The following is a 24826-nucleotide window of genomic DNA, read 5'->3' on the forward strand; positions in this document are numbered from 1 at the left end:
CCGGCCGCCCGCAGCAAAGGCGACGTGGTGGGTCTAGACGTCGGCATGATCTCGGTGGCGCGACACCTTCTCGCGGTTGCCGCAGGTGCGCATGCTGCACCAGCGCCGCTTGCCGCCTCGCGACGTATCGAGGAAAAGCCAGCCACAGCGAGGGCAGGAATGCAGCCTGTCGCGCGGCAGGGTGAAGAACGCTTGGATGGACAGCATGGCCAGCAACGCGGTGACGGCGTCCGGATCGCGCCACCGGCCAAGGGCAAGCTCCGGCCTGGTGCCATCCAGCTCGATAGACCCGGCGGCAAGCGAGCTTGCCGTGCGCGAGAACAACACGCCGAGCGGTTCGACCGCAGCCGGTTTGCCCGCGGCGATTGGATCGAAAACCTGAAATGACGCCTCCCGCATTTCGCGGACCCCTTCCACGAACCGCCCATCCGCTATCTCGGCAACGGCCTGCGCCTGACGATCGTCGGCAAGCCCTGAGGCGCTGAACCAGTTCGCAACATCCCGGACGGACTTGAAGAGTTCATTGTCTGTTGCCGGCGCCCGCCGGTCGAACACGGCGTTCGACAGGTCCAAAGCGGGATGCCCGCCTATGAAGTGATCCGGTACCCATTCGGTGTATTCATCGCCCATGGAACATAACCTCATTAACCGGATTATACGGTTACATGATGTAACCACTATCATACGGATACGTGGTGTCAAAGCCATCGCGTCGCCAGATTGGCGCGGAACCCTGGGAGGGAGAGGATGTGCAGCAATCGTTACAAGACCCGCCACGAAACCATCAATGTCGACGGCCTCGACATCTTCTACCGTCATGCCGGCGATCCCGGCAGACCGGCAATCCTGCTGCTGCACGGATATCCGACTTCGTCGCACGTCTATCGCAATGTCATCGAACCGCTGGCGGAGACAGCCTATGTGGTGGCGCCGGATCTGCCCGGTTTCGGCTTTTCGTCCGCCCCTTCCATCGATGCCTATGACTACACGTTCGACAACCTGGCCAGCACGATCGAAGCCTTCATCGAGGCCCTCGGCCTCCAGCGATTCTTCCTCCACATCACTGACTTCGGCACGCCCGTCGGCTATCATCTCGCCACACGGCGGCCGGATCGCATCCTCGGCCTGATCGCCCAGGACAGCAACGCTCATGACGAGGGGCTGGGACCGGAATGGGACGCGCCGAAGGCGTTCTTCGCCGAACCGACTGAAGAAAACCGCGCCAAACTGCCGGACTGGATGAATTTCGAGGGGACTCGAAACCAATATATCGGCGGTCTCCCCGAGCGTCTGAAAGTGTTGTTTCCGCCCGAGGGTTGGTATCTCGATACGGAGCGCCTGGCGAGGCCCGGCAACACCGACATTCAGTTCGAACTCTTCACCGATTATGGCTCGCACATCGCGCGCTTCCCGGCCATCCAGGCCTATCTCCGCGACCAACAGCCAGCATGCCTGGTGCTGTGGGGGCGCCACGACGCCTTCTTCGCGCTGGACGAGATCATGGCCTACAGCCGCGATCTCGACGCCGTCGAAATCCATGTCTTTGAGAGCGGGCACATGCTTCTCGAAACGCATCATCGCCAATGCGCGGCTCTCATCGCTCACTTCATGCACGAGGTGGAGACTGGGGTATTTCGCGATCCTGCGGGGCGTTGAACGTCGACGTTCAAACCGCCACTTCGATGGGCTCGGCAAGCCTGGGATTGGCCCGCGCGGCGATCAGGCACCCGGCGACGATCAGGCACGCTCCCGTCAGCGTGGTCCAGGTCGCCTCCTCGCCGAAGAAGAACCAGCCAAGCGCAACCGCCCAGATGAAGGCCGAGTATTCCGTCGGGATCAGATATTGCGCTTCGGCGCGGGCGTAGGACCAGCTCATCAGGAATTGCCCGGCGAGCGACAGCACCGTCACCCCGGCCAAAGGAAGCCAAAGATCGCTCGGCAGGGCGACGGCGAGCCAGGGTGCCGCGAGGCCGAGCAGGATGGCAACGCAAAGGTTCTGGAACAGCATGATCTCGATCGGCTTGGCCAACTGCGCCTGTTGCCGGGCGAGGATCAGATTGTATCCGTAGAACACGGTCGATACGAGCACCGCTGCCGTGCCGAGCATGGCGTCCTGCGAATAGTCTGCCTGCCCGAACTGGCCGGCCATGATGATGGCGACGCCGGCGATGCCGGCCAACGATGCCCAGACAGCCTGGCGTCGGATCCGTTCGCCCAGCAGCAGCGCGGCGAGAAACAGCGCAAACAAGGGCGCCACGAAGCTGAGCCCGATCGCCTCCGCGAGCGGCAGCCTGGCCAAGCCCCAGAAGAAGGATATCAGCACGACGCCGACAATTGCGGCACGCAGCGCATGCAGCCTCAGCACCGGAATGGTCGGCTTTAAGCGTGGTCCCGCCAACCAGGCTGCGCCCGCGACCACGGCCGCGACCATGCTGCGCCACAGCAAGGTGTTGTAGACCCCGACCGCGATGACCAGGATCTTCATCGCCGCATCCATCCCGGACAGCAGGAAGATCGCAAGCGCGCATACGAGCACCGGGATCATCGGGGAAACGGCGCCGGTCAGGCTGGATGTCTTCACGGCTTCACTCATGTGACGGATCGCAGCCGGATATATCAGGGCAAAGGGCGCGACCAGATGGCAGCCCGGTCGATGTAGCAGTCCAACCCCGATTGGGCCGAGGCTATCGTGACATCAGGGTATCAGCACCATGCCGGCGAGTTGAACGAAACGGACCGCCTCGCCGACTGCATCATCCGGCCACGGCAGGCGACGCACGCACCCATGGCACAGATCGAATTGACGGGGCGGGTTGCCGACGCAGCTGGCCCGTCGCATGTTGCCGGTTGTCTGCAGAACGGATCGGAAAAAATGCACCGCATGGCTTCGGGCGACCTTTATCAGACCTACGATCTTGGTGACTTGCGCATCACCTCCTTGCGCGATGGCTATGTCGACATGCCGATCGGACGGCTTCGGCAACCCGGCGACAAGCCATTTGGCGATGAATTGCCGCAACAAGTCGCATTGGTTGGTGGTCAACTCAGACTGTCCGTCAATGCCTTCGCGATTGACGATGGATACGGAATCATCCTGATCGATACCGGTGCCTCGAACGCCTGGCATCCCACCATGGGCCGACTTCCCGAGGCGCTGGACGAAGCTGGCATCGATGCCGGACGAGTCCGTGCCGTCTGTTTCACCCACACCCATCTCGACCACATCCATGGTCTTGTGCTTGCCGACGGCCGCGACGCTTTCCCGCGCCTGGCGCGTTTGCTCGTTCCCGGGGAAGAACTCGGCTTTTTTCGCGCCGAAGCGCGGCTCGAACGATTTCACGGCATGGCGGAACCCTTCGAAGCCGGAGACCGTATCGGGACACATGTCGACATTGTCGAAGCCCATGGCCATGAAGCGGGACACAGCTGCTTTCGTGTTTCGAGCGGTGGCGAACGCATTCTGATTTGGGGCGACACCGTTCACGTCCCATCGCTTCAGTTCGATCGACCTGAGGTGACGTGGGAATTCGATGCCGATCAGGACCAGGCGCGCGAAAGCCGGTTGCGGTTGCTGGCGCTTGCTGCCGACGATCATTGTTTCGTTGCCGGCGCGCATCTGGATTCGCCCGGTGTCGGCCGCGTCGTCCGATCCGGCGCCAGCTTTCGGTTTGAGCCGTTATAATTGAAAAAGGGCGGCGCAAGCGCCGCCCCGGATCCTTGGGAGGATAATTCGAACCGGCGGTCAGGCCGCCTTGACTTCCTCGGCGACGGCATCGGCCTGACGCGCTGCCTTGAGCACCTTGGCCCACCAGGCAACGTCGTTGACCAGCGCCGTGGCGGCCTGGTTCAGATGCTCGAGGTCTTCCAGCTTCTTCTCGCCCTGGCGGACGGCGAGGAAATCGCCCCAGGCGATATGGACGGCCGACTTGACCGGCGCCATCTGCAATTCGACGGCATGAAGGCGGAGCTGTTCGACGGCGCGAGCGCCACCGACGCTGCCATAGCCGACGAAGCCGGCCGGCTTCTTGTTCCATTCGTTGGCGGCGTAGTCGATGGCATTCTTCAGCACGGCGGTCGGGCCATGATTGTATTCGGCGGCGGTGAAGATGAAGCCGTCGAATTCGGCGACCTTCTTCTGCCAGCGCTGTGCCACTTCGTTCTGCGACGGCGCCCATGCGGAGGATGCGACCTCGTCGAAGAACGGCAGCGGGAAGTCGCGAAGGTCGACGATCTCGACATCGATGTCGGCATGCGACTTGGCGATCTTGGCGATCCACTGGGTTGGCACATCGGCGAAACGAGCGGCGCGCGTCGATCCGACGACGATGGCAATTTTGGGTTTGGACATAAGGGCTCTCCTTGCACGAAGTACTGGTATCATTTGGATACCTGCGCTATATGAGATACTGCAAACGCGATGCACAAGAAGGCACTTTTTTGTTACCGAGGCACCCACACCGCTCTGAAGACTGCCGCGCCATCTCGGAAATCCTGCAGCGCGTCGGCGACAAATGGACCGTTCTGGTCGTCGGCAAGCTGGGCGACGGACCGCTGCGTTTCAACGAATTGCGCGCAGCCGTCGGCGGCATCTCGCAGAAGATGCTGACCACCACCTTGCGCGGGCTGGAGCGTGACGGCTTCGTCACCCGCACCGTGTTTCCAACCATTCCGCCGCGCGTCGATTATGAGCTGACCGAGCTCGGCCACGAGCTGCTGATCCCCGTCAGCGCACTGAGCGAATGGGCGCGCGCCAACACCATGCGCGTCAAGGCGGCGCGCGAAAAATTCGACGGCGCCCGCGTCTGAAACCCTTGCGCGGCAAGGGATTCAGCCCCGCACGCAACATCCGGCTTGTCTGATCGGAAATTCTATCTCGGCTGCGCGGATCGTTGAACCGAATGCACGCGCCGGTTTGGCTGGCGGATTGCCGCTCATGCGGTCCCCTGACGGCTGCCGCTCAGGCTCCTGATGCGCGCACATCGCATCGCGCGGCGGCACAGGTATCACACCGTGCGCCCCGCTCGCCAGGAGCCTGTCCTCCACGCGTGCAGGCGACGCGCGAGATGTCTTCCTTCACCTCCGCGTAAGCGGTCACGCCGAGCAGGCAGGTCGTCGCGACCAGGGCCGCCACGAGCCAACCGTTCAGCAGATGTTGACGCATTGTCTCTCCTCCGATTGCAGCAGGATCGGGCATGGAGGCAACCGTTGGATGTCGCGAAACCGGTCCGCTACACGGCTCCAGTTACAAACGGCCATGCCCGGCTCGCTCTACCTGATCCCAGCTATGTCGGCGGCAACCGATCCATGGCAGACTGGGTACGATCGGCTGGGTATTTTCCGCCCGGCCGCTACAGGTGAAAGCCGCCATTCGCGTCGAGGCTCATGTCGTACAAGGAATATTCCGCCATCGACCTGCCCCCATCGGAAGCACTGCTGCCGAGCCCGCTGCTTGTCGTCGAGGACGAGCCGATGATGCAGGTGCGGTTGCGCTCGATACTGAAGGGCCTTGGCTATGCTCAGGAGGAGCTGTTTTTCGCCGGGTCGATCGCGCAGGCCAGGACCCTGCTCGTCGACCAGCCCTTTGCCATGACGCTGGTCGATGTCGGCCTGCCCGACGGCAACGGCATCGACCTCATCGGCTCCCTGCACGAGCACGACGCGGCGCTGCCGATCCTCGTCATCTCGGCCTGGAGCAACGAAAACACCATCCTCGAAGCCCTGCGCGCCGGGGCGACCGGCTATCTCTTGAAGGAGCGCGACGACGTCGAGCTTTCGCTTTCGATTCGCAGCACCATTCGCGGCGGCGCGCCGATCGATCCCTTCATCGCCCGGCGCATCCTGGAACTGGTGTCGGCGCCGGCGCCGTCCGGGCGTGCCCGTTCTTCCACCGACAGGCCGGGGCGCGGCAAGCCCGCCGCGGCCCCGCCTCTCTTGACGCCGCGCGAGGTCGAGATCCTGAACCTCGTTGCCAAGGGGCTCACCAATCGAGAGATTTCGGGAGTCCTTTCCCTCTCCAGGTTCACGGTCGAATGCCACATTCGCAACATCTACAAGAAGCTGTCGGTGAAATCCCGGACGGAAGCGATCTTCGAGGCACGGTCGCAAGGCTTCTTGCCCTGATATTCCTGCTCCTCGTGCCGGGCGGCATCGCCTTTGCCGCCGGCGGGGCCGTGCCGTTCAAGACGATCGAGGCCGTGCGATCCGGCTGGGACGCCGCCGCGCCGCCGGCCACCGGCTGGACCAGCGTGACCTTGCCCGACGACTGGACGGCGCGCTGGCCCGGTTTCGACGGCGTGGTCTGGTATCGCCTCACCTTCGACAGGCCCGACGCGGCCGAACCGCTAGGCCTGGCGCTGAACTACTGGACACTGGCCGGATCGATCTCCGTCAACGGCGCGGAACTCGGCCGCGACGAATCCCTCGTCGAGCCGTTGACGCGCTCATGGAACGTGCCCCGCTACTGGCAGCTCGCGGACCCGGTCCTGCATGCCGGCACCAACACGCTGCTGATCAGGGTCTCGGGCCTGGCGCCATACCAGCCAGGCCTTGGTCCGGTCCTGATCGGCCCGCCTTCGGCGACGCGTGCCCATTTTGTCCAGCAATTCTGGATTCGCCGCGAACTGCCGGTCTTCTATCTCGGCGTCACCGCGGCGCTTGGCACCTTTTTCTTCGTCGTCTGGCTGCTGCGCCGAAGCTTGAAGGCCTATGGCTGGTTCGCCCTGATGACGATTGCGTGGTTTTGCTATTCGCTCAATTTCGTGGTGACGAGCCCCTGGCCGTTCGGGGCGACCGACACCTGGCAGCGTTTTATCATGCTCTCCTTCATGGTCATGGCCGCCGCCTTCGTGCTGTTTGTCATCCGCTTTGCCGAGCGCCGCTTTCCCAGGGGGGAAGCCGTGCTGTGGGCCGCGCTGGCGATCGGCGCCGCGGCCCTGTTTGCCACGCCGCATTCCCAACTCGGCCCGATGCTCAACCTGCTGGCCTTGTTCTGGTCGCTGCTTTACATCGGCGCCTGTTTCCTGTCTATCGGCCTGACCTGGCGCAGCAATCGGCTGGACCACATCGTCCTTCACATCGTCAACGCGCTCACCATCGTGGCCATCCTGCATGACCTGATGACCTATCTCGGCATCCTTCTTGGCAATGTCTACTACGTCACGCTGACATCCCACTTTCAGATGGTCGGCATGGCGCTGGTGCTGGCCTGGAACTTCGTCGCCAACATGCGCCGCATCGAGGGGTTCAACGATGAGCTCACGGCCAAGATCGAAACCGCCAGGGAAGAACTCGCCCTCACGCTGCATCAGCAGCATGAGGTCACCCTGGCCAACACCAGGCTGGCCGAGCGCGTCTCCCTTTCCCACAATCTGCACGATGGCATGGGCGGCACCCTGGTCAATTCGATCGCCATGCTGGAGCATGCGCCGCAGAACCTGCCGGCCGATCGCTTCCTGTCCGTCCTCAAGGAACTGCGCGACGAGTTGCGGGTCATCATCGACACCGCCGCCGACGACCAGACGGGCGGCCAGTCGCTGGCCGAGTGGATCGCGCCGCTGCGCCGCCGCCACACGCTGGCATGCGAAAGCCGCGACATCGATTGCGTGTGGAACCTGACCGGGCTGGAGGACTGCCACCTGTCGCCCGCGCGAAGCCTCGATCTCGTCCGCATCCTGCAGGAAGGCCTGACCAACGTGCTCAAGCACAGCCAGGCAAGCCGCGTCGTCATCGACCTGCACCGGCGCGGCGAGACGCTGAGCCTGGCCATAAACGACAATGGCGTCGGCTTCGATGCCGCCTCGCAAGCGCCCGTCCCGGGCACCGGCCTGCGCTCGATGCGGGCACGGGCCGGACGGCTGGGCGGTACGCTCGACACGCGGTCGCGGCGCGGCGAAACCGTGCTGGCCTTGCATGTGCCCGCGGCCTGACCGGCCGATCCCGGCGCGGCGGGCATAGCTAGTTTCAACGATACCCGCCCTTGGTCTCGGGTGCTATGCCCGGGGACATGCACGACTGCGTCGGTGCTGATCTGGGGAGCTTGGCCTTGACAGGAATTGCCATCGTCTCGAAGCGAAGCCTGCTGCGCTCGACCGCTCTCGCGACCTGCCTCCTGGCCCCCCTGGCCTGGAGCCCCGCGATGGCCGACGGTGCTGGCGGACATGGCGCGACCAACTCCGCGGGCCGGGGCGGCGGCCAGGGTGGTAGCGGGAGCGGCGCAGGCGCAGCCGGAACCGGCGGCACCGGGGGAGTTTTGGGCGACGGCGGCAGCAGCGGCAGCAATGGCAGTGTGGCCGGTTCCGGCGGTTCCGGCGGAACCGTCCGCGTCGACGGTGCCGACGGTGGCGTCGGCAGTTCCGCTGCCACCCTGATCAACGATGGCGGCTTCATCACGGGCGGCGGTGGCGGTGGCGGCGGCAGCAACGGAGGTGTCGGCGGCAATGGCGGCAATGGCGTCGCCTCATCCGTAGACGATGCTTCTCTCGCCACCAGCGGCGGTCGTATCGTTGGCGGCGGCGGCGGCGGCGGCGGTGCCGGTGTTGCCGATAGCGGCGGCGGAGGCGACGGCGGCAGCGGCGCCATGTTCTCTGGAGCCCATATTGCCTTGATCAACAGAGGCACCATTGCGGGTGGTGGTGGCGGCGGTGGCGGCTATTCGCGTGGCACCGGCGGTGGTGGTGGCAGCGGCATCGTCATGTCGGGTGGCGGCACGATCGACAACAGCGGCACCGTGCAGGGCGGCACAGGTGGCGCCAGCGGCTATTCCGATCAACGCTACCTTGCCGGATCCGGAGGGGTCGGCATTGCCGGGGCTGGCCTCACCGTGACCAACAGCGGCACCATCGCCGGTGGATTCTCGATCGACGGCAACGGCCCCCAGGCTGATGCGATCCGGTTCAGCGGCGGCGTCAATACGCTGGAGCTGCGGGCCGGCTCGGCGATCAGCGGCACTGTGGAGGCCTTCAGCGCGGCCGACACGTTGAGGCTCGGCGGGAACGTCGACAGCAGCTTCGACGTCTCAGGCGTCGGACAGCAATACCAGGGTTTCGGCATCTACGAAAAGACCGGCAACGGCACATGGACCTTGACCGGCAGCACCAGCGCGGTGACGTCGTGGACCGTCGACCAGGGCACATTGAGGATCGGCGGCGACTGGTCGCTGGGCGATGTCTCGGGCGCCCTGACCTTGAACGGCGGCGCGCTGCAGGTGACCGGCAATCCGCTCAACTTCACGCTGGAGCGCCAGATAATCCTCGGCGCAAGCGGCGGCACGTTCGATGTCGGCGCCGGCAAGAACCTCATCCTCGACGGCGTCGTTTCGGGTGACGGGCAACTCGCCAAGACCAGCGCCGGCATGCTGACGCTGAACAGCGCCAACAGCTATTCGGGCGGCACGGCGGTGCGCGGCGGCGGCCTTGTCGTGACGGCGACAGGCGCGCTCGGCGACGGACTGGTCGCCATAAACTCCAACGGAAGCGGGGGATGGGCCAAGCTCTATTTCTCGGGCAACGACGCCGCCAATCCGGTCAGTGCCGAGGATCTCTCGATCACCGTCGGGTTGGGCGACCTCAACTTCCTGCGCAATGCGACCGCCGGCGCGGCCACCATCATTCTGGCGAAGGACGGCACTGGCGGGCTCAATTTCAGCACCGGAACCGATGCCGGCACGGCCAGCATCATCAACCAGGGCGGCGGCTCGGTCACCTTCACAGGAGCAAGCGCCGCCAATGCTACCATCGTCAATGACGGCCTGGGCATACCGTATTATTTCAGCAGGACGACCTTCGACGACGATTACTCAAGCAATGTATCTTCCTCCGCCGGGGACGCCACGATAACCAACCGGAATGGCGGCTCGACCATTTTCTACGGACATTCGGACGGCGGAACGGCGACGCTGGTCAACGAGGCCGGCGGCACGCTCGATTTCCAGCAGGCATCGCAGGCGGCTGATGCAACCATCCTCAACGGCGCCGGCGGCAGCGTGCTGGTTCGCTTCCGCAACCAGGACTCCGTGCTCGATGTCGGTTCGCTGTCTGGCGACGGGGCCATACTAATCGACGATTCACAGCTGGCGCCGCAGCTTTCGCTCGGCGCGCTCGGTCATGACGACGTCATCGGCGGCACCATTTCCGGAAACGGCTCTCTGACCAAGACCGGCGCGGGCAAGCTGACGCTCAACGGACAGAACAGCTATGCGGGCCTGACTACCGTCGACATGGGAACGCTGGTGGTGGGCGACGCCAGCCATGGCACAGCGAGCCTCGCCGGCGATGTCACGGTGGATTCCGGCGCGCGCCTTGGCGGCATCGGCACCATGGGCGGCAATGTCACCATCCTCGGCACGCACGGCGTCGGCAATTCCATCGGCGTCCAGGCGGTCGGCGGCAACTATGTCAATCATGGCGTCCTGGAGGTCGAGGCGACCCCATCCGGCGCCGACAGGCTGATCGTCGGCGGCACGGTCGACATATCAGGCGCCACGCTCAACCTGGTCCTGACGCCGGCGACAGCCGAGAGCTGGAACCTGCGCAACGGGCCGTACACGATCATCCAGAACAATGGCGCTGCCGATGTCGCCGGCACCTTCGCCTCCGTCGGCAACCTCAACGACCTTCTCTTCCTCGACCATCTCATCAACTACAAGGGCGGCGACGGCAACGACATCACCCTCGCCTTGGCGCGCAACGACGTCGCGGTCGCCAACGTCGCCACCACCCGCAACCAGTTCGCGACCGCCGGAGCCCTCGATCGGCTGGGCGAAGGCAATGCGCTTGCATGGGCCATGCTGCTCATGACCGACAAGGACGCAGCGCGCCTGGCGCTGGATGCCGCGTCGGGCGAGGTTCATGCCTCAGCCAAGGGGATGCTGATCGAGGACAGCCGCTTCGTCGCCGATGCCGCAACCGCCCGCGTCCGGGCGGCCATGGGCGACGTCGCCGCTCCCGCCATGCCAGTGATGGCTTATGGCGAGGGCGGCCCGGAGCTGGTCGAGGCTGACACCAGCCGTTTCGTCGTGTGGGGGCAGGCTTTCGGCTCCTGGGGCACGGCGAGCGGCGACGGCAATGCCGCCGGCCTCGACCGCTCCACCGGCGGCTTCCTCGCCGGCGCCGACACCGTGATCGGCGAAGCCTGGCGGGTCGGCCTGCTGACCGGCTACAGCCACGCCAGTTTCGACGTCGACGATCATGCCTCTTCCGGCTCCAGCGACACCTATCACATCAGCCTTTATGGCGGTAGACAGTGGGACGGCCTCGGCCTGCGCGGCGGCGTCGCCTACAGCTGGAACCGGATCGACACCAGCCGCAACGTCGTCGTTCCAGGCTTCGTCGATGCGCTGACGGCGAAATACGATGCCGGCACCGCGCAGGTCTTCGGTGAGGCCGGCTATCGCCTCGAGACGCGCATGGCTGCCTTCGAGCCCTTCGCCAGTCTCGCCTATGTCAACCTCCACACCGACAGCTTCACGGAAAAGGGGGGCGCCGCCGCACTCACATCCGCTGCCTCGACCACCGAGACCACCTTCACCACGCTCGGCTTGCGGGCCTCGGTCGGCTTCGACCTCGGCGGAATGCAAGCAACCGCGCAGGGTACGCTCGGCTGGCGTCATGCCTTCGGCGACACCACGCCGACCGCAGACATGGCCTTCGCCGGTGGCGACCTCTTCACCATTGCCGGCGTGCCGATCGCTAGGGATACAGCCATCGTCGGGGCCGGGCTCGATTTCCGGATCGCCGACAGCACCACGCTGGGGATCAGCTACTCCGGTCAGTTCGGGAAGAAGGCGGCCGACCAGGGCGTCCGCGCCACGATGGAAGTGCGGTTCTGATTTTTCGGCTTGCCTCAGCCTTCGGCGGGAACCGCTTTCGGCTTGCCCTCGCCGTCCAGCGCCACCATGACGAAATCGGCATGGGTGACCTTCTCCATCAGGTCGGAGAGGTAGCGCTGCGCCCAGGCTTCCACCTTGAGCGTCATCGAGGTGCGGCCGACGCGCTCGACATGCGTGTAGATGCACAGCGTGTCGCCGATCTTCATCGGCTTGGCGAAGGACATTTCCTTGACCGCCGCCGTCACCACGCGGCCCTTGGCGCGCTCGGCGGCGCGGATGCCGCAGGCCAGATCCATCTGCGCCATCACCCAGCCGCCGAAGATGTCGCCCGCCGCATTGGCGTCCGAAGGCATGGCCAGGGTGCGCAGCGTCAGATCGCCAAGCGGCCGTCCTTCAGCGTAGTGCACCATGCGAGAAATCCTTCGAGACTGGCTGCCCTCGATCCCGTATCGTCACGGCGCCAGAAGGTCAACGAGCCACGGCATGGCCACAGGCTCCGACTGGCAAAAGACCTGCGACAGCCGGCGCGCGGTGTCGGCAGCCTTTTTGCCGGGCAGCTTTTTCACGATAGGAATTTTTTCTTGACTGGGTGCCCTCAGCTATGGTACATTTTTGCCTATGGTGCTGATTTGCGCCAGTGACCTGCCGCACAGGCGGGTTTTTCGTTTGCTCCGTCAGCCAACACACCGGCGAAGGTTTCCGAGGACCGGTTAACCCGAGTTCGTAGACCCTGGGCATGGCCATGGGACGGCAGTTCGCATCACCGGCGAAGGTCGATCAGAAATAGCGCCTGAGGTTCGTGCGAATACGATCGAGCACGCTGTCCCCGGAAAGGTCCGGCGAGAATTCCTTGCCGGTGATCGCCTCATAAGCCTGCGCGTAAACCCGCGAGGCCTGTTCGACGATCTCGGCCGGTATCTCAGGTACCGGGTCGCTGTAGGGGTTGCAGCGCGCCGAGACCCACGACCGGACGAAATCCTTGTCAAAACTCTCCGGCCGGCAGCCGTCGGCGAGCGCCTGTTCGTAGCTCGATGCGATCCAGTACCGGCTGCTGTCCGGGGTATGGATTTCATCGGCAAGAATGATGGTCCCGTTCCTGTCGGTGCCGAATTCGTACTTCGTGTCGGCCAGGATCAGGCCGCGCTCGGTGGCGCGCTGCTGGCCGCGGGCGAACAGCCGCAAAGCGTAGCCGGACACGATGTCCCACTGCGCCTGCGTGAGAAGACCCTGTTCGAGGATCTCGGCTTTCGACAGCGGCTCGTCATGGCCGCCATGCGCGGCCTTGCTGGTCGGCGTGATGATCGGCTCGGCCAGTCTTTCATTGTCGCGCAGGCCGTCCGGCAGGCGGATACCGTACATGTCGCGGTCGCCGCGCTTGTAGCGCGTCAGGATCGAGGTGCTGGTGGTTCCCGCCAGATAGCCGCGCACGACGATCTCGACCGGCAGGATGTCGAGCCTCGTGCCGACGACGACGTTCGGGTCGGGGTATTCGAGAACATGGTTCGGACAGATATCGGCGGTTTCCTCGAACCAGTAGCGCGCCGTCTGGGTCAGTATCTCGCCCTTGTAGGGGATCGAGGTCAGGATGATGTCGAAGGCACTGAGCCGGTCGGTGGCGATGATGATGCGCCGGCCATCCGCCAGATCGTAGTTTTCGCGGACCTTGCCGCTGTAGTGGCCCGGCAGTTCGGGAATGAACGCGTCAGGGAGGGTCCGCATATGATTTCCTGCCTTCCGCAGAGTGGCCAGAGCATAATTCCGAAAAGTTATGCGCCAAGATAGTGCCACCGCATAGGCTGTCGGGACGATAGATATCAAGCGCGATTGTCGGGAATCCCCGCAAACCTGATCGGTTCGACGGTCGCTTTTTTCACAACTGATGCCGGATGGCGCGGCGACTTCGGAATGCCGTCGCGTCTAGGCTGCAGCCAATTTTTCGGAGCCTCCCATTTCCATCATGCAGACCTATGATTTCATCATCGTCGGCTCCGGCTCGGCCGGCTCGGTCCTGGCTGAAAAACTGTCGGCCTCGGGGCGCTTCTCGGTGCTGGTGCTGGAGGCCGGCGGCAGCGACCGCCGCTTCTACGTGCAGATGCCGCTCGGCTACGGCAAGACCTTCTTCGATCCCGACGTCAACTGGAACTACAAGGCCGAGCCGGACCCGGGGCTCGCCGGCAATGCCGACCACTGGCCGCGCGGCAAGCTGCTCGGCGGTTCGAGCTCGATCAACGCCATGGTCTGGATCAGGGGCGCGCGCGAGGATTTCGATGCCTGGGCCGCCGCCGGCAATCCCGGCTGGGGCTATGACGATCTGCTGCCCGCCTTCAAGGCGCTCGAGGACAACCAGGCCGGCGCAGACCAATGGCGCGGCGTCGGCGGCCCGCTGCATGTCACAGACTGTTCGGGCGCCGTCCACCCGCTGACCAAACGCTATCTCGCCGCCGGCCAGCAGGCCGGCTTGCCCTTCAACCCGGATTTCAACGGCGCTGCCCAGGAAGGCGTCGGCGTCTATCAGATCTCGACCCGCAACGGCCGCCGCATGTCGGCGGCGCGCGCTTTCCTGCGCCCGGCGATGAAGCGCGCCAACGTCCGCGTCGAGATGAAGGCGCTGGCGACCAGGGTGCTGTTCGAGGGCAAGCGCGCCGTGGGCGTCGAATACCAGCAGAACGGCGAGACGAAGACGGCGCGTGCCGGTCGCGAAGTCATCCTGTCGGGCGGCTCGGTCAACTCGCCGCAATTGCTGCAGCTGTCCGGCGTCGGGCCTTCCGCGCTGCTGAAAGGCCTGGGCATCCGGATGGTCCACGCCAACGAGAATGTCGGCGCGCATCTGCAGGATCATGTCGGCATCAACTACACCTTCAAGGGCAAGCTGCCGACGCTCAACCAGACGCTGCGTCCCTGGTGGGGCAAGCTGCTGGTCGGCATGCAATATATCCTGACCCGTTCGGGCCCGCTGTCGCTGTCGATGAACAATGCCGGTGGCTTCTTCCGCACCGACCCGGCGGCGACGCGGCCCAACATGCAGCTCTATTTCCAGGCATTCTCGACCGTCATTCCCAAGAGCGGCGAGCGTCCCATCCTGACGCCCGACCCATGGCCGGGCTTTTCCATCGGCCTGTCCAACTGCCGCCCGTCGAGCCGTGGCGAGATCATGATCCGCTCGGCCAATCCGCGCGAGTACCCCAGGATAACGGCCAATGCCTACTCCACCAATGCCGATGTCGAGGAGATGCTGGCGGCGGTGAAATTCGTCCGCAAGATCGCCTCGATGCCTGCCATGGCCGAGATCATCGAGGAAGAGGTTTTGCCAGGCCCGTCAATCACTTCCGATGCAGACCTGATTCAGGATTTCAGGAAGCGCTCGGGCACCGTCTATCATCCGGTCTCGACCTGCCGCATGGGGCCCGATCCGGCGCGCGCCGTCGTCGACCCGCGTCTCAAGGTGCACGGCATCGACGGCCTGCGCGTCATCGACGCCTCGATCTTCCCCGACAACATCACCGGCAACACCAACGCCGCCTCGATCATGACCGGTTGGAAGGGCGCCGAACTGGTTCTGGAGGACCAAAAATGAAGATCACCGACGTCAAGACCTGGGTTGTCGACAATCCGCCGCCCGGCATCGGCGGCAAGTATTTCATCTTCGTCAAGTTGACCACCGATGGCGGCGTCGTCGGCTATGGCGAAGCCTACAACGCCACCTTCTCCGCCCATGTTACCGCCCGGATGGTCGAGGACATGGCCGAGCGCTATCTCGTCGGCCGCGATCCGCACGACATCGAGAACTTCTTCCGCCGCGCCTATTCGTCCGGCTTCACCCAGCGGCCCGACGTGTCAGGCATGGGCTGCTTCTCGGCGCTGGAAATGGCCTGCTGGGACATCATCGGCAAGGAGGCCGACAAGCCGGTCTACAAACTGCTCGGCGGCCAGGTGCACGAAACGCTGCGTTCCTACACCTATCTTTATCCGCACACCGGCAGCGTCCACTCCGAGGATGCGCACGGCAAGAACGTCTACAACGACCCCGATCTCGCCGCCGCCTGCGCGCTCGAATATGTCGAACAGGGGTTCAACGCCGTCAAACTGGACCCGGCCGGCCCCTACACCGCCTTCGACGGCCACCAGCCGCGTCTTGTCGATATCGACCTGTCCACCCGCATGATCAAGGCGATCCGCGAGGCGGTCGGCACCCGCGCCGACATCCTGTTTGGCACGCACGGCCAGTTCACAGCGTCCGGCGCGCTGCGCATGGCGCGCGCCATCGAACCCTATGATCCCTTGTGGTTCGAGGAGCCGGTGCCGCCTGACATGCCTGAGGTCATGGCGCAAGTGGCCCGCGCGACCTCGATCCCGATCGCCACCGGCGAACGGCTGACCACCAAGTTCGAGTTCGCCCGCGTCATCGAGAACCGCGCCGCGACCATCCTGCAGCCGGACCTCGGCCGCTCCGGCGGCATTCTCGAAACCAAGAAGATCGCGGCGATGGCCGAGGCCTACCACATCCAGATCGCCCCTCACTGCTATTGCGGGCCGATCGTCGGTGCGGCCAACATCCAACTGGCGGTGACGCTGCCCAATTTCCTCATCCTGGAATCGCTGAAGCAGTGGGACGGTTTCCACGCCACGCTCTTGAAGAAGAAGATCGAGTGGCAGGACGGCAATGTCATCCCCTCGAAGGAGCCCGGCCTCGGCGTCGAGTTGAACGAAGCGGTCTGCGACGCGCATCCCTATACGGGCAAGGACCTGCATCTGCAGATGATGCAGACGCCGCTGATGCCGTGAGCGAAAGCTACGCCTTCATCGGGCTTGGCCATCTCGGCGGCAACCTTGCCGCCAGCCTGATCCGCAACGGCTTTGCCGTCACCGTCTTCGACCGCGATCCGGCCGCGGGGGCGGGCCCGGGGGGGGGGGGGGGGCCCCCCCCCCCCCCCCCCCCCCCCGGCCCCCCCCCCCCCCCCCCCGTCCCCCCCCCGGGGTGGGCGGACCCGGCGGGCCCGGGCGCCCGGCCCCCCGCGGCGCGGGGGGGGGCGCGCGGCGCCACTACCGCGAGCAGCCCGGCCGAGGCCGCCGCCCGGGCCGGCAATGCCATCACGTGCCTGCCTTCGCCCAAGGTCAGCGAAGCGGTGCTGGCCGGACCCGGCGGATTGCTGGAGGGCCTTCCCAAGGGCGGTACCTGGATCGAGATGTCCACCAACGGCCGCGACGAGATTCTTCGCCTTGCGGCCCTCGCCTCGGCCAGGGGCGTCGAGACGCTGGAATGCCCGGTCACCGGTGGCGTGCATCTGGCGGCGGCTGGCAAGATCACCGCGCTGGTCGGCGGCGATCCAGCGCTCTACGAACGTCATCGGCCGGCCATCGAGGCGATGTGCGCAAAGTCGTTCCTGATGGGTCCGGTCGGCTCGGCGGCGGTGATCAAGGTGATCACCAACATGCTCGCCTTCATCCATCTCGTCGCCGCCGGCGAGGCGCTGATGCTGGCGAAACAGGGCGGGCTCGACCTCGCCCAGTCCTACCATGCCATCTCAGCCTCCTCCGGCAACAGCTTCGTCCACGAGACCGAAAGCCAGCTCATCCTCAACGGCTCCTACGACATCGGCTTCACCATGGACCTGGCGCTGAAGGACCTCGGCTTCGCGCTGGCGATGGGCAGGGAATTCAGACTGCCGCTCCAACTGGCGCCGCTTGTGAGTGAGATTTTCCAGATGGGCAAACAGGAATATGGCGGCAGCGCCTGGTCCACCCAGATCGTCAAATTGCTCGAGGATGCCGTCGATACCGACCTGCGCGCGCCCGGTTTTCCGGCCAAGCTGGAACTCTGACATCAGCCAGTTATCAAGCGATTTCAGGATGTTGGATTGATGGGCGGATTCATCTGAATCAATCTGTCAACGGCTTGATTCAGTATCTGAGCGTCAATGCACCCGGCAGGATCTCGAAGGTCGCGGGTATGCGTCCCGGCGACTCGCCGTCTATATCGACCAGGGCGCCATTCTCTGACGCATCGCCGAGCGGCTCGACCACCACTTTCCTGCCGCGCAGGATGGTGATCGCCGGATGGTTGCGGTGCCGGCCGCCATAGAGCAGCCGGATGTCCCAGATCAGCTTCAGCTTGCCGGCGGCGCGCAGGATGACGATGTCGAACTGCCCGTCGGTGATTTCGGCATCCGGCGCGATCATCATGCCGCCGCCGAAGAACTTTCCATTGGCGACCGCCACCAGCGCCATGCGCGCTTCGACGGGTGCGCCGTCGTCGACCGTGATCCTGACGTCCTGAAAATGGTAGCGGATGAACTCCACCACGGTGCGCCACAGGAACAGTGCCTTGGCCGACATCCTGCCCTTGCGCTTGTCGGCATTGACGGCGCGGTCGGTGGCGCCGGAAAGTCCCAGACTGGCGATGTTGATGAAGTGCCGGCTGGCCAGCGCGCCGTGATCGTCGATGTAGCCGATGCGCCCGGCATCGACCTTGCGGCCCTTGGCTTCGGCCAACCGCTTCAGCACGGCATCCACCTCTTTCGGCAGGCCGAGCCCGCGCGCGAAATCGATGCCGGTGCCGCACGGCAACAGGCCAAGTTCAGTGATCCGGCCGCTCTCCTGGGCCGCCTGCAGAAGCCCGTCGGCCACTTCGCTGGCGGTGCCGTCACCGCCGGCCGCAATCACCAGATCGAAGCCAATCATTGCGAGATCGATTGCCAGCCTTTCGGCATCGCCTTCGGCCTGCGTTTCGCGCAGCTCGAATTCGCCGAAATGCTTTTTCAGCGACACGGCAACATCAGGCCAATGCCGTTTCAGCCGGCCGCCACCGGCAATCGGGTTGAGAACCACTCCGACTTTCAAAACACCCGCCCTCCCCGGCGCCGGACATGCAGGTCCGATCCTTTGCCGGCATTGAAGCCCGCGACCACCGGCGGAGCAAGGGGCGCTGTCGGCTCGTACGCAAAAAAGCGGGCGGGCTGTCTAAAGCAGCCGGCGCTCGAATTCCCCGGTTTGTGGCTAACGATCCCCGGTAATCCCGCTATCCACAGGGCAGCGGCCATTCCCCAGGACCCTTACCCGGCGTACGTTAAACCCATCTCAGGCGGCTACCGATCATCAAGCCGAAAGGCGAAGTGAAAGGCGGATTTCCTGAGGCCCGTACGGCCCGAAGCGAGAGCAGGCTTGCCTGTTTCGAGGGACGGAGCCGAGACCTACGGGGCCGCGGAAAGCGTGCCAACGCCTACGGCGGACCGATGCTGCCATGAAGGACGGCAAAAACCTTCGATGGTGCGCAGGGCAAAGCTCGCAAGGGTGGAGACCGGCGTGGTCCCGAACGGACGCTGCTCTCGGGCGGCGGACTGGCAGGACCGTCAAAATCAAGGCCGGCAAGGCGCGACGACTTTACGGAAGTTGCTGCCGCGACCGTGTCCTGATCTGACAGGGAGGCGCTGGGAGAAATCCCGGCGCCGACTGTCTTTTTGGCCCCCCGATGCCCTTTGGCGGCGATCTTGCGAGCGCCGCTTCTCCACGCGCTAAAATCGGTTAGTATCGCCTGGTCAGAGCCCGTTTGAAAACGCGCTCTGCCGAGTCGGATGGCGTGGTTTTCGAGAACCGAAGCGTAGCGGACCTTTGAGTCCGTGAGCATAGGAAGCGCAGAAAACCGCGTCAGGCGGCCGGCAGAGTAGCGTTTACAAATGGGCTCGTAGAAGGGGGATACTTCATGACGCTCGTCCAGAAGCTTGCCGTTGCCTACGCTTTCCTGTTCTTCGGCGTCGTCGCCATCGGCTACATACCGGCGTTCAACGATGCCGACGGCAATCTGTTCGGCCTTTTCTCGCTGCAATGGTACGACGACCTGCTGCACGCCTTCTCCGGCGTCTGGGCGCTGGCCGCCGCCTTCATCTCCCACCGCCAGGCAGTGTTCTATTTCAAGCTGTTCGGCTCGGTCTACCTGTTCGACGGCGTGCTCGGGCTGGTCACCGGTTCCGGCTGCCTCGACGCCGGTATCTTCATCAACGGCTTCCGCTCTCTCAACGATATCGAATTCCCGGCCCGCTTCTTCGCCAACCTGCCGCACATCGTCATTGGCGGCTTCGCCGTCTATGTCGGCTTCCGGCTGGCCAGGCGCGTACACGACCACTTCGCCACGGCCTGACCAGGCATGTTCCTGTTCCGCTGGCTGAAGCGCATCATCAAGACGATCCTCTGGCTGATCGTCGTCGTCATCCTCATCCCGATCGCCGGGCTGAGCTACGGCTTCCTGACGACGTCGTCGCTCGACAAGACGCCGCTGCCCGGCATTGCCGACGGCGCCCCGCCCAAGGCGCTGGCCGACAAGGTCCGCGCCGAGATCCCCGGCTACCAGCGGCCGGAGGAATCGACCTTCCTGACCTATCCGGAATGGGCGATCGTCTACGCCGCGCGCGAATATGCCGGCTTCGTCGACAAGGACCAACCGAGCGGCTTCCCCTACTGGTCCTATATCGGCCGCTTCTGGCAGGACTACGCCATGGTGATCCGCGCCAGCGCTCCCTACAAGTTCAACTACGCCAACCACCAGATGCTGGTCATCATCGGCACCAGCCACTCGATCGAGCATATATTGCAGTGGGCCTATGAGAACACGGTCGGCCGCATCACCGAGGCGACGACGGCCAAGCGCACTGCCGCCGACATTTATCAGGCCAAGGTCGCGGCGGACTATGCCGCGTTTCTCGACCAGGTGCCCTGGTATCAGTTCCCGTATGCCGACAAGCGTGCCGGCCTGTTTGCCGTGCAGCCGGCGCCGGGCGACAGCTCGATCCGCACCAGCGAACGCAAGCTGGCGTTCGGCCTCGCCGACACCATCAAGCAGGGCTATGCCGACCTGATAAAAAAGGCCCTCGCTGCCACGATGGACCCCGCCTTGCTCGACATCCATGTCTGGGCCAAGGGACCCGTCGGCGAAGCCACGCGCAACGAGCCCGACACCTTGCTCGAACGCGACATGGGCGCTGACGGCACCATCTTCGTCACCAGGCGCTATCAGGTCTTCACCGAAATGATCCTGCGCCTGATCGACAAGGGCGTCTCCTTCGTCGAGATCGGCGGCAATGACGAGATCATGGCCACGGTGCTCTCCACCGATACGATCGCCGTTCCCGAAGGCATGCGCATCCTGTTCAGCTATCCGCTGCCGGCCGATCAATCCACGCGCCGCACCGGCATGATCGTTGCCGTGCGCAAGCTGCATCTCGTGCTGCCGGCGCTGATCAAGTCCGGCGCCAGGCTCGAACACGTCTACGATTACTGAGGCCTTTCGGTCACGCCCGGCCAAGATTACGCATTTCCTGGCCTCCGTCACGCCCATTCCACAATCGCGGCCAAATCCCGCCTTGTTCGCGCGCGAAGGAATGGGAAGAAATGGAAGGGCTGCCGGGGGGCATCTCGAAGGGACAAGACCGTGATCAAGACCGCCCTTGTCGCCATGACCATTGTCGGCTGCGACTGCGACGCCAAGCTTTGCGAATATATCGGCGAGACGCCGGCCAAATGGTCGACCGTCGCCGAATGCGAAGCCGCGATGAAGAGCCAGATGCTGCACGAGCGCAATTTCAACTATCCGCTCGTCTCCGGCATTTGCCGCACGAAGGGTTCGTCGTCCTCCTCGCAGCTGGCCGCGACCGCATCGCGCCCGGAACTGAAGCCCGCCAGCCGCGTCGTCAGAACCGAAAGCCCGCTGCCGCCGGAACTCAGCCACCGGCCGAGCGTCTCGGTCGGTTCGCCGACGACCGCCATGGAAGCCGACGCCGCCCGGCCCGTTGCCTATGAACAGGTGGTCGATGGCGGAACCGGTGTGCTCTATCGCACCAAGAACGGCTACGCCGTGGTCAAGACCGATCTCGGCCGCGCCGCCTCGGCAACCGCCGACGCCGCGAAGCGCTCTGTGAACTGGCTGGCTGGCCTGATGCCGAAGGGGCTGTAGGCCCGCTGGCGTCTCGGTTCGATGACCGCGTGATCAGGCAGGCACATAGGTCAACCTGATCACGTCGTCGCCAATCAAATCGCTGGCCACAAAGCGAAGCGGCGGCCGGGGGCCGGCGAAGAATGGCTTGCCATGACCAAGCACGAACGGATGGAGGTAGAGTTGGTACGCATCGACAAGACCAAGGTCGGTCAGGCTTCGTGCCAGGCCTGGTCCAGAAACTGAAATCTCCCCGACGAGCTCAGCCTTAAGCCCGCGTATCACCGCCTCGACGTCATCCGCGACAAGTGTTGCGTTGGGGCCGACCGACTTCAGCGAGCGCGACACAACCCACTTCGGTTGGCTCCGCCACGCCGCCGCGAATTCGTGCGCCTCCGCGCTCCACTCAGGACTATCTTCGTCCCAATAGCGCATGACCTCGTACATGCCGCGACCGTACACACTGCCGCTCAAATTGCGCACTTGCTCTATCCAGTGACGAAAGATTGTCGGGCCCGACGGCATTTTCTGGTGGTCGACATAGCCGTCGAGTGACTGGTTCATTCTGAAAATGAGCTTCGCCATGCTGCAGGATCTCCAACCCCGGGGTCATCAGAATAACTTGAGCCGCCGATACGCAAAACCCCAGCCGAAATCCACACTGAGACACGATCCTAGTCCGGCCTGAACCTGACTTTCAGGCTCTGCCAGAACTTGTCGACAAGCGGCTTTTCGGTCGCCGCGTCCTCGCCGGCAATGCGGGTGATGAACAGCAGCCCCCGATCGGCCAGGCCGAAGCCGACGATCTCGAAATCGGCGGTGTCGGTGCGTGTCTTCACCTCGGCCCGGATCCCGGTCAATTCCTTGCCGTCGGCGAGTTTGCGCGTGGTCGGCCCCTGCGTCAGCTTGGCGCCGGCCTGCACCGATTGCCTGGTCATCTCCTGCAGCATCAATTGGTTGAGCGACACCGGATTCATGGCGCCATACTCCTGCACGACGACGATCGTGCCCAGCGCCGAGGCCATCAGATACTGCGTGATGTCATCGCCGAGATCGGTCTTGGTCACCGAAATGCCGCTGGGGTGGACGAAGGAAAAATCGCTGCCGGAAAAGGTAGCGAAGTCGTTGCGCTCGAGCATCACCTTGCTCTGCTTGCCGCCGGGCAGCGTCACATCGGCGCTCTCGCCGGGATCGATATCGACCGTCACGCCGTCGATGGTCAGCTTGAAGGCCTTGAGATCCTCGCCTCCGGCCGGTCCGGCGCACAGCGCGATGAGGGTGAGTGCCGCCGCCGATACCATCCGCATGGCTGTTCTCCTGCTTCTTACGACACCCCGCTCAGCGCCTTGATGGCACGGTAGAAGGTCGAGGAAAACAGTTCCGTTGGGTCATACTGCCGCTTCGCCGCCAGGAAGGCCGGCAGTTCGGGATAGGAGGCCAGCAACTGCCTGGCCGTATAATGCAGCTGGTAAGGCAGGAAGAAGCGCCCGCCATGCTTGATCGTCACGTCGATCAGCGCCCGCGTCAGCGCCCGCATCCTAGCATTGCCGTCGGCATCGGTCGGCTGGTTGACGTAGAGCACCAGCGAATAGGCCGGCTCCGGCGCGTAGGTCAGCGCCACATCCTCCCTGTGGACGATGCGCACCGAAGCATTGAGCACCGGCAGCGTCTGCTTGCGCAGGATCTCGCGCGCTTCCGCGATGAATTCGACATAGGCGGCACGCGGAATAAAATATTCGTGCAGGATGTCGGTCTCTTCCATCTGATCGTTGAACAGATAGGGCACCGAATCGTGCATCGGGTTGTTGCGGGTGACGAGACAGGCCTCGCCCTCGGCCATGGCCGACGTGCGCGCCACCGTGCAGCTTTCGAATTTCGGCTCCAGCGTCTTTTCGGTGAACCACTTCAATTCCTGGAACAGGCTGCCCCATTTCGCCAGGTTGATGATCACCCGCTTCAACCCGACCGATCCCGGCTCGCCGATCTTGGGCTGATCGGCCGGCGGCCGCTCGGCCACCTTGTCGTAACGGTAGACGATCATGTCCTCGAGGAAATTGCCGGGCGCCGTCGACAGATGGCCGTAGAACAGGCCGATATCCTTGTTCGGCTCCAGCACCTTGGCGAAGAATTCCGGAAAATCGTCCGATTTGATGATTTCGCGCGAGGTGCGGTAGACGGCGTTGTCGACGATATCGAGCGTCGCCTCCAGCACCACGCCGAACAGGCCGTAACCGCCGACGACGTGGCGGAACAGATCGGTGTTCTCGGTCGGCGAGCAGGTCGTCACCGAACCGTCGGCCAGCATCACCCGCATCGAGCGGATCGAGCCCGCCACCGAACCCGCCTGGTGGTCCATGCCATGCGCATTGACCGACAGCGAACCGCCGACCGAGAAGATGTCGGTCGACTGCATCGCCTTCACCGCGAAGTGCGGATGCAGAAGGTTCTGGATGTCGTGCCAGCGCGCGCCCGGCTGCAAGGTCATGGTCTTGGCCGCCGCATCGACGGTGACCCTGTTGAACTTTCTGAGGTCGAGCACCAGCGCGTTGTCGTCGAAGGCATGCCCGCCCATGGAATGGCGGATGGCGGCCAGCGATATTTTCAGCCCATTGGCACGCGCGAAGGCCAGGGCCTTGGCGATGTGCTCGTCCCCGCTGACCTCGACCACGCCGTAGACCGGGGTCATCGACAGGCCGCTGGCATCGTTGATGTCACCACCCTTTGCCGACCAGGGCAGTGACGCATCGAAGGCCGGCGCATTGTCCAGCGGCTTCAGAGGCAGCGCGAAGCCGTCTATATCGGCTATCCGTCCTGCGTTCTTCGGCCCCGAAGGTCCGCGTGCCAGCCGCGCCACCGTGTTGCCGCCCCACAGCACCGCGCCGCCGACGACAGCCGCACCCAGCAGCAATCGCCGCGACAGGCGAAACCCTTTTTGCTCGTCGGCCATGACTATCCCCCGCTGGCCAAGGGATAGCGCGGCTCTTTGGCAAAAACCATAGCGGCGCCGCCGGGACGGCGTTTTGCCTGGCGTCGAGGGTGGAGGGCACGAAATGGCCGGTCCCCTGAGGACCGGCCAGAATGGA

The 24826-nt window shown here is 64.3% G+C and carries 22 protein-coding genes; 12 read left to right on the top strand and 10 right to left on the bottom strand.

Annotated elements, in window-relative coordinates:
* Positions 1-33: 33 nt before the first annotated feature.
* Positions 34-630 (bottom strand): CGNR zinc finger domain-containing protein, encoded by a 597-nt coding sequence (locus AC0L2D_RS22130; RefSeq protein WP_473542400.1) that lies wholly within the window; start codon positions 628-630, stop codon positions 34-36.
* 117 nt (positions 631-747) lie between these two features.
* Between AC0L2D_RS22130 and AC0L2D_RS22135 the strand changes: the two genes are divergently transcribed.
* Positions 748-1656, top strand: a complete 909-nt coding sequence (locus AC0L2D_RS22135) for an alpha/beta fold hydrolase (RefSeq protein ID WP_063172914.1) — start codon at positions 748-750, stop codon at positions 1654-1656.
* Positions 1657-1666: 10 nt separating this feature from the next.
* On the opposite strand, the gene AC0L2D_RS22140 is transcribed toward AC0L2D_RS22135, so the two are convergent.
* Positions 1667-2593 (bottom strand): DMT family transporter, encoded by a 927-nt coding sequence (locus AC0L2D_RS22140; RefSeq protein ID WP_013530053.1) that lies wholly within the window; start codon positions 2591-2593, stop codon positions 1667-1669.
* 366 nt (positions 2594-2959) lie between these two features.
* On the opposite strand from AC0L2D_RS22140, the gene AC0L2D_RS22145 reads away from it, so the two are divergent.
* Positions 2960-3682, top strand: a complete 723-nt coding sequence (locus tag AC0L2D_RS22145; RefSeq protein ID WP_244506977.1) for an MBL fold metallo-hydrolase — start codon at positions 2960-2962, stop codon at positions 3680-3682.
* 60 nt (positions 3683-3742) lie between these two features.
* Here AC0L2D_RS22145 and AC0L2D_RS22150 read toward each other — a convergent pair whose 3' ends face one another.
* The gene (locus AC0L2D_RS22150) at positions 3743-4348 is read right to left on the bottom strand and encodes an NADPH-dependent FMN reductase (RefSeq protein WP_013530052.1); all 606 of its coding nucleotides are present in this window, start codon (positions 4346-4348) and stop codon (positions 3743-3745) included.
* Positions 4349-4437: 89 nt separating this feature from the next.
* On the opposite strand from AC0L2D_RS22150, the gene AC0L2D_RS22155 reads away from it, so the two are divergent.
* Positions 4438-4806 carry a winged helix-turn-helix transcriptional regulator gene (locus tag AC0L2D_RS22155; protein ID WP_024504168.1) on the top strand — a complete coding sequence of 123 codons (369 nt, stop codon included), beginning with the start codon at positions 4438-4440 and terminating at the stop codon, positions 4804-4806.
* Positions 4807-4957: 151 nt separating this feature from the next.
* Here AC0L2D_RS22155 and AC0L2D_RS22160 read toward each other — a convergent pair whose 3' ends face one another.
* Positions 4958-5161, bottom strand: a complete 204-nt coding sequence (locus AC0L2D_RS22160) for a hypothetical protein (protein WP_081714341.1) — start codon at positions 5159-5161, stop codon at positions 4958-4960.
* Between the two features lie 221 nt (positions 5162-5382).
* On the opposite strand from AC0L2D_RS22160, the gene AC0L2D_RS22165 reads away from it, so the two are divergent.
* The 3 genes from AC0L2D_RS22165 (at position 5383) to AC0L2D_RS22175 (ending at position 11824) form a co-directional block, all read left to right on the top strand.
* Positions 5383-6120, top strand: coding sequence for a response regulator (locus tag AC0L2D_RS22165; RefSeq protein ID WP_473542403.1), 738 nt, complete (start codon positions 5383-5385; stop codon positions 6118-6120).
* Complete coding sequence (locus tag AC0L2D_RS22170) at positions 6030-7925, top strand: sensor histidine kinase (protein WP_473542405.1); 1896 nt, start codon at positions 6030-6032, stop codon at positions 7923-7925. Before AC0L2D_RS22165 ends, AC0L2D_RS22170 begins: the two co-directional genes overlap by 91 nt.
* Before the next feature lie 116 nt (positions 7926-8041).
* Positions 8042-11824, top strand: a complete 3783-nt coding sequence (locus AC0L2D_RS22175) for an autotransporter domain-containing protein (protein ID WP_473542407.1) — start codon at positions 8042-8044, stop codon at positions 11822-11824.
* Between the two features lie 14 nt (positions 11825-11838).
* Here AC0L2D_RS22175 and AC0L2D_RS22180 read toward each other — a convergent pair whose 3' ends face one another.
* Positions 11839-12234, bottom strand: a complete 396-nt coding sequence (locus AC0L2D_RS22180) for an acyl-CoA thioesterase (RefSeq protein ID WP_013530049.1) — start codon at positions 12232-12234, stop codon at positions 11839-11841.
* A 367-nt stretch (positions 12235-12601) separates the two neighbouring features.
* Positions 12602-13543 carry a phosphoribosylaminoimidazolesuccinocarboxamide synthase gene (locus AC0L2D_RS22185; protein WP_013530048.1) on the bottom strand — a complete coding sequence of 314 codons (942 nt, stop codon included), beginning with the start codon at positions 13541-13543 and terminating at the stop codon, positions 12602-12604.
* 238 nt (positions 13544-13781) lie between these two features.
* Between AC0L2D_RS22185 and AC0L2D_RS22190 the strand changes: the two genes are divergently transcribed.
* The 3 genes from AC0L2D_RS22190 to AC0L2D_RS22200 are packed head-to-tail and all read left to right on the top strand — an operon-like array spanning position 13782 to position 17643.
* Positions 13782-15398, top strand: coding sequence for a GMC family oxidoreductase (locus AC0L2D_RS22190; RefSeq protein ID WP_473542409.1), 1617 nt, complete (start codon positions 13782-13784; stop codon positions 15396-15398).
* On the top strand, positions 15395-16606 hold the full coding sequence (locus tag AC0L2D_RS22195; RefSeq protein ID WP_013530046.1) for a mandelate racemase/muconate lactonizing enzyme family protein: 1212 nt from the start codon (positions 15395-15397) through the stop codon (positions 16604-16606). The genes AC0L2D_RS22190 and AC0L2D_RS22195 overlap by 4 nt, the downstream gene beginning before the upstream one ends.
* Complete coding sequence (locus tag AC0L2D_RS22200; protein ID WP_473542411.1) at positions 16603-17643, top strand: NAD(P)-dependent oxidoreductase; 1041 nt, start codon at positions 16603-16605, stop codon at positions 17641-17643. Before AC0L2D_RS22195 ends, AC0L2D_RS22200 begins: the two co-directional genes overlap by 4 nt.
* 79 nt (positions 17644-17722) lie before the next feature.
* Here AC0L2D_RS22200 and AC0L2D_RS22205 read toward each other — a convergent pair whose 3' ends face one another.
* Positions 17723-18661: a diacylglycerol/lipid kinase family protein gene (locus AC0L2D_RS22205; RefSeq protein WP_473542413.1), complete on the bottom strand. Its 939-nt coding sequence runs from the start codon at positions 18659-18661 to the stop codon at positions 17723-17725.
* Positions 18662-19520: 859 nt separating this feature from the next.
* On the opposite strand from AC0L2D_RS22205, the gene AC0L2D_RS22210 reads away from it, so the two are divergent.
* The 3 genes from AC0L2D_RS22210 (at position 19521) to AC0L2D_RS22220 (ending at position 21764) form a co-directional block, all read left to right on the top strand.
* Positions 19521-19955, top strand: a complete 435-nt coding sequence (locus AC0L2D_RS22210; protein WP_013530043.1) for a DUF4383 domain-containing protein — start codon at positions 19521-19523, stop codon at positions 19953-19955.
* A 6-nt stretch (positions 19956-19961) separates the two neighbouring features.
* The gene (locus AC0L2D_RS22215; protein ID WP_024504177.1) at positions 19962-21092 is read left to right on the top strand and encodes a hypothetical protein; all 1131 of its coding nucleotides are present in this window, start codon (positions 19962-19964) and stop codon (positions 21090-21092) included.
* Positions 21093-21242: 150 nt separating this feature from the next.
* Positions 21243-21764, top strand: coding sequence for a hypothetical protein (locus AC0L2D_RS22220; protein WP_013530041.1), 522 nt, complete (start codon positions 21243-21245; stop codon positions 21762-21764).
* A 33-nt stretch (positions 21765-21797) separates the two neighbouring features.
* On the opposite strand, the gene AC0L2D_RS22225 is transcribed toward AC0L2D_RS22220, so the two are convergent.
* From AC0L2D_RS22225 to AC0L2D_RS22235, 3 genes are all read right to left on the bottom strand, one after another.
* Positions 21798-22328: a dihydrofolate reductase family protein gene (locus AC0L2D_RS22225; RefSeq protein WP_063172923.1), complete on the bottom strand. Its 531-nt coding sequence runs from the start codon at positions 22326-22328 to the stop codon at positions 21798-21800.
* Between the two features lie 89 nt (positions 22329-22417).
* Complete coding sequence (locus tag AC0L2D_RS22230) at positions 22418-23050, bottom strand: hypothetical protein (protein ID WP_473542415.1); 633 nt, start codon at positions 23048-23050, stop codon at positions 22418-22420.
* Positions 23051-23067: 17 nt separating this feature from the next.
* Positions 23068-24690, bottom strand: coding sequence for an FAD-binding oxidoreductase (locus AC0L2D_RS22235; protein ID WP_473542417.1), 1623 nt, complete (start codon positions 24688-24690; stop codon positions 23068-23070).
* Positions 24691-24826: the final 136 nt, after the last annotated feature.

The organism is Mesorhizobium sp. WSM4833 (genome assembly GCF_055811095.1).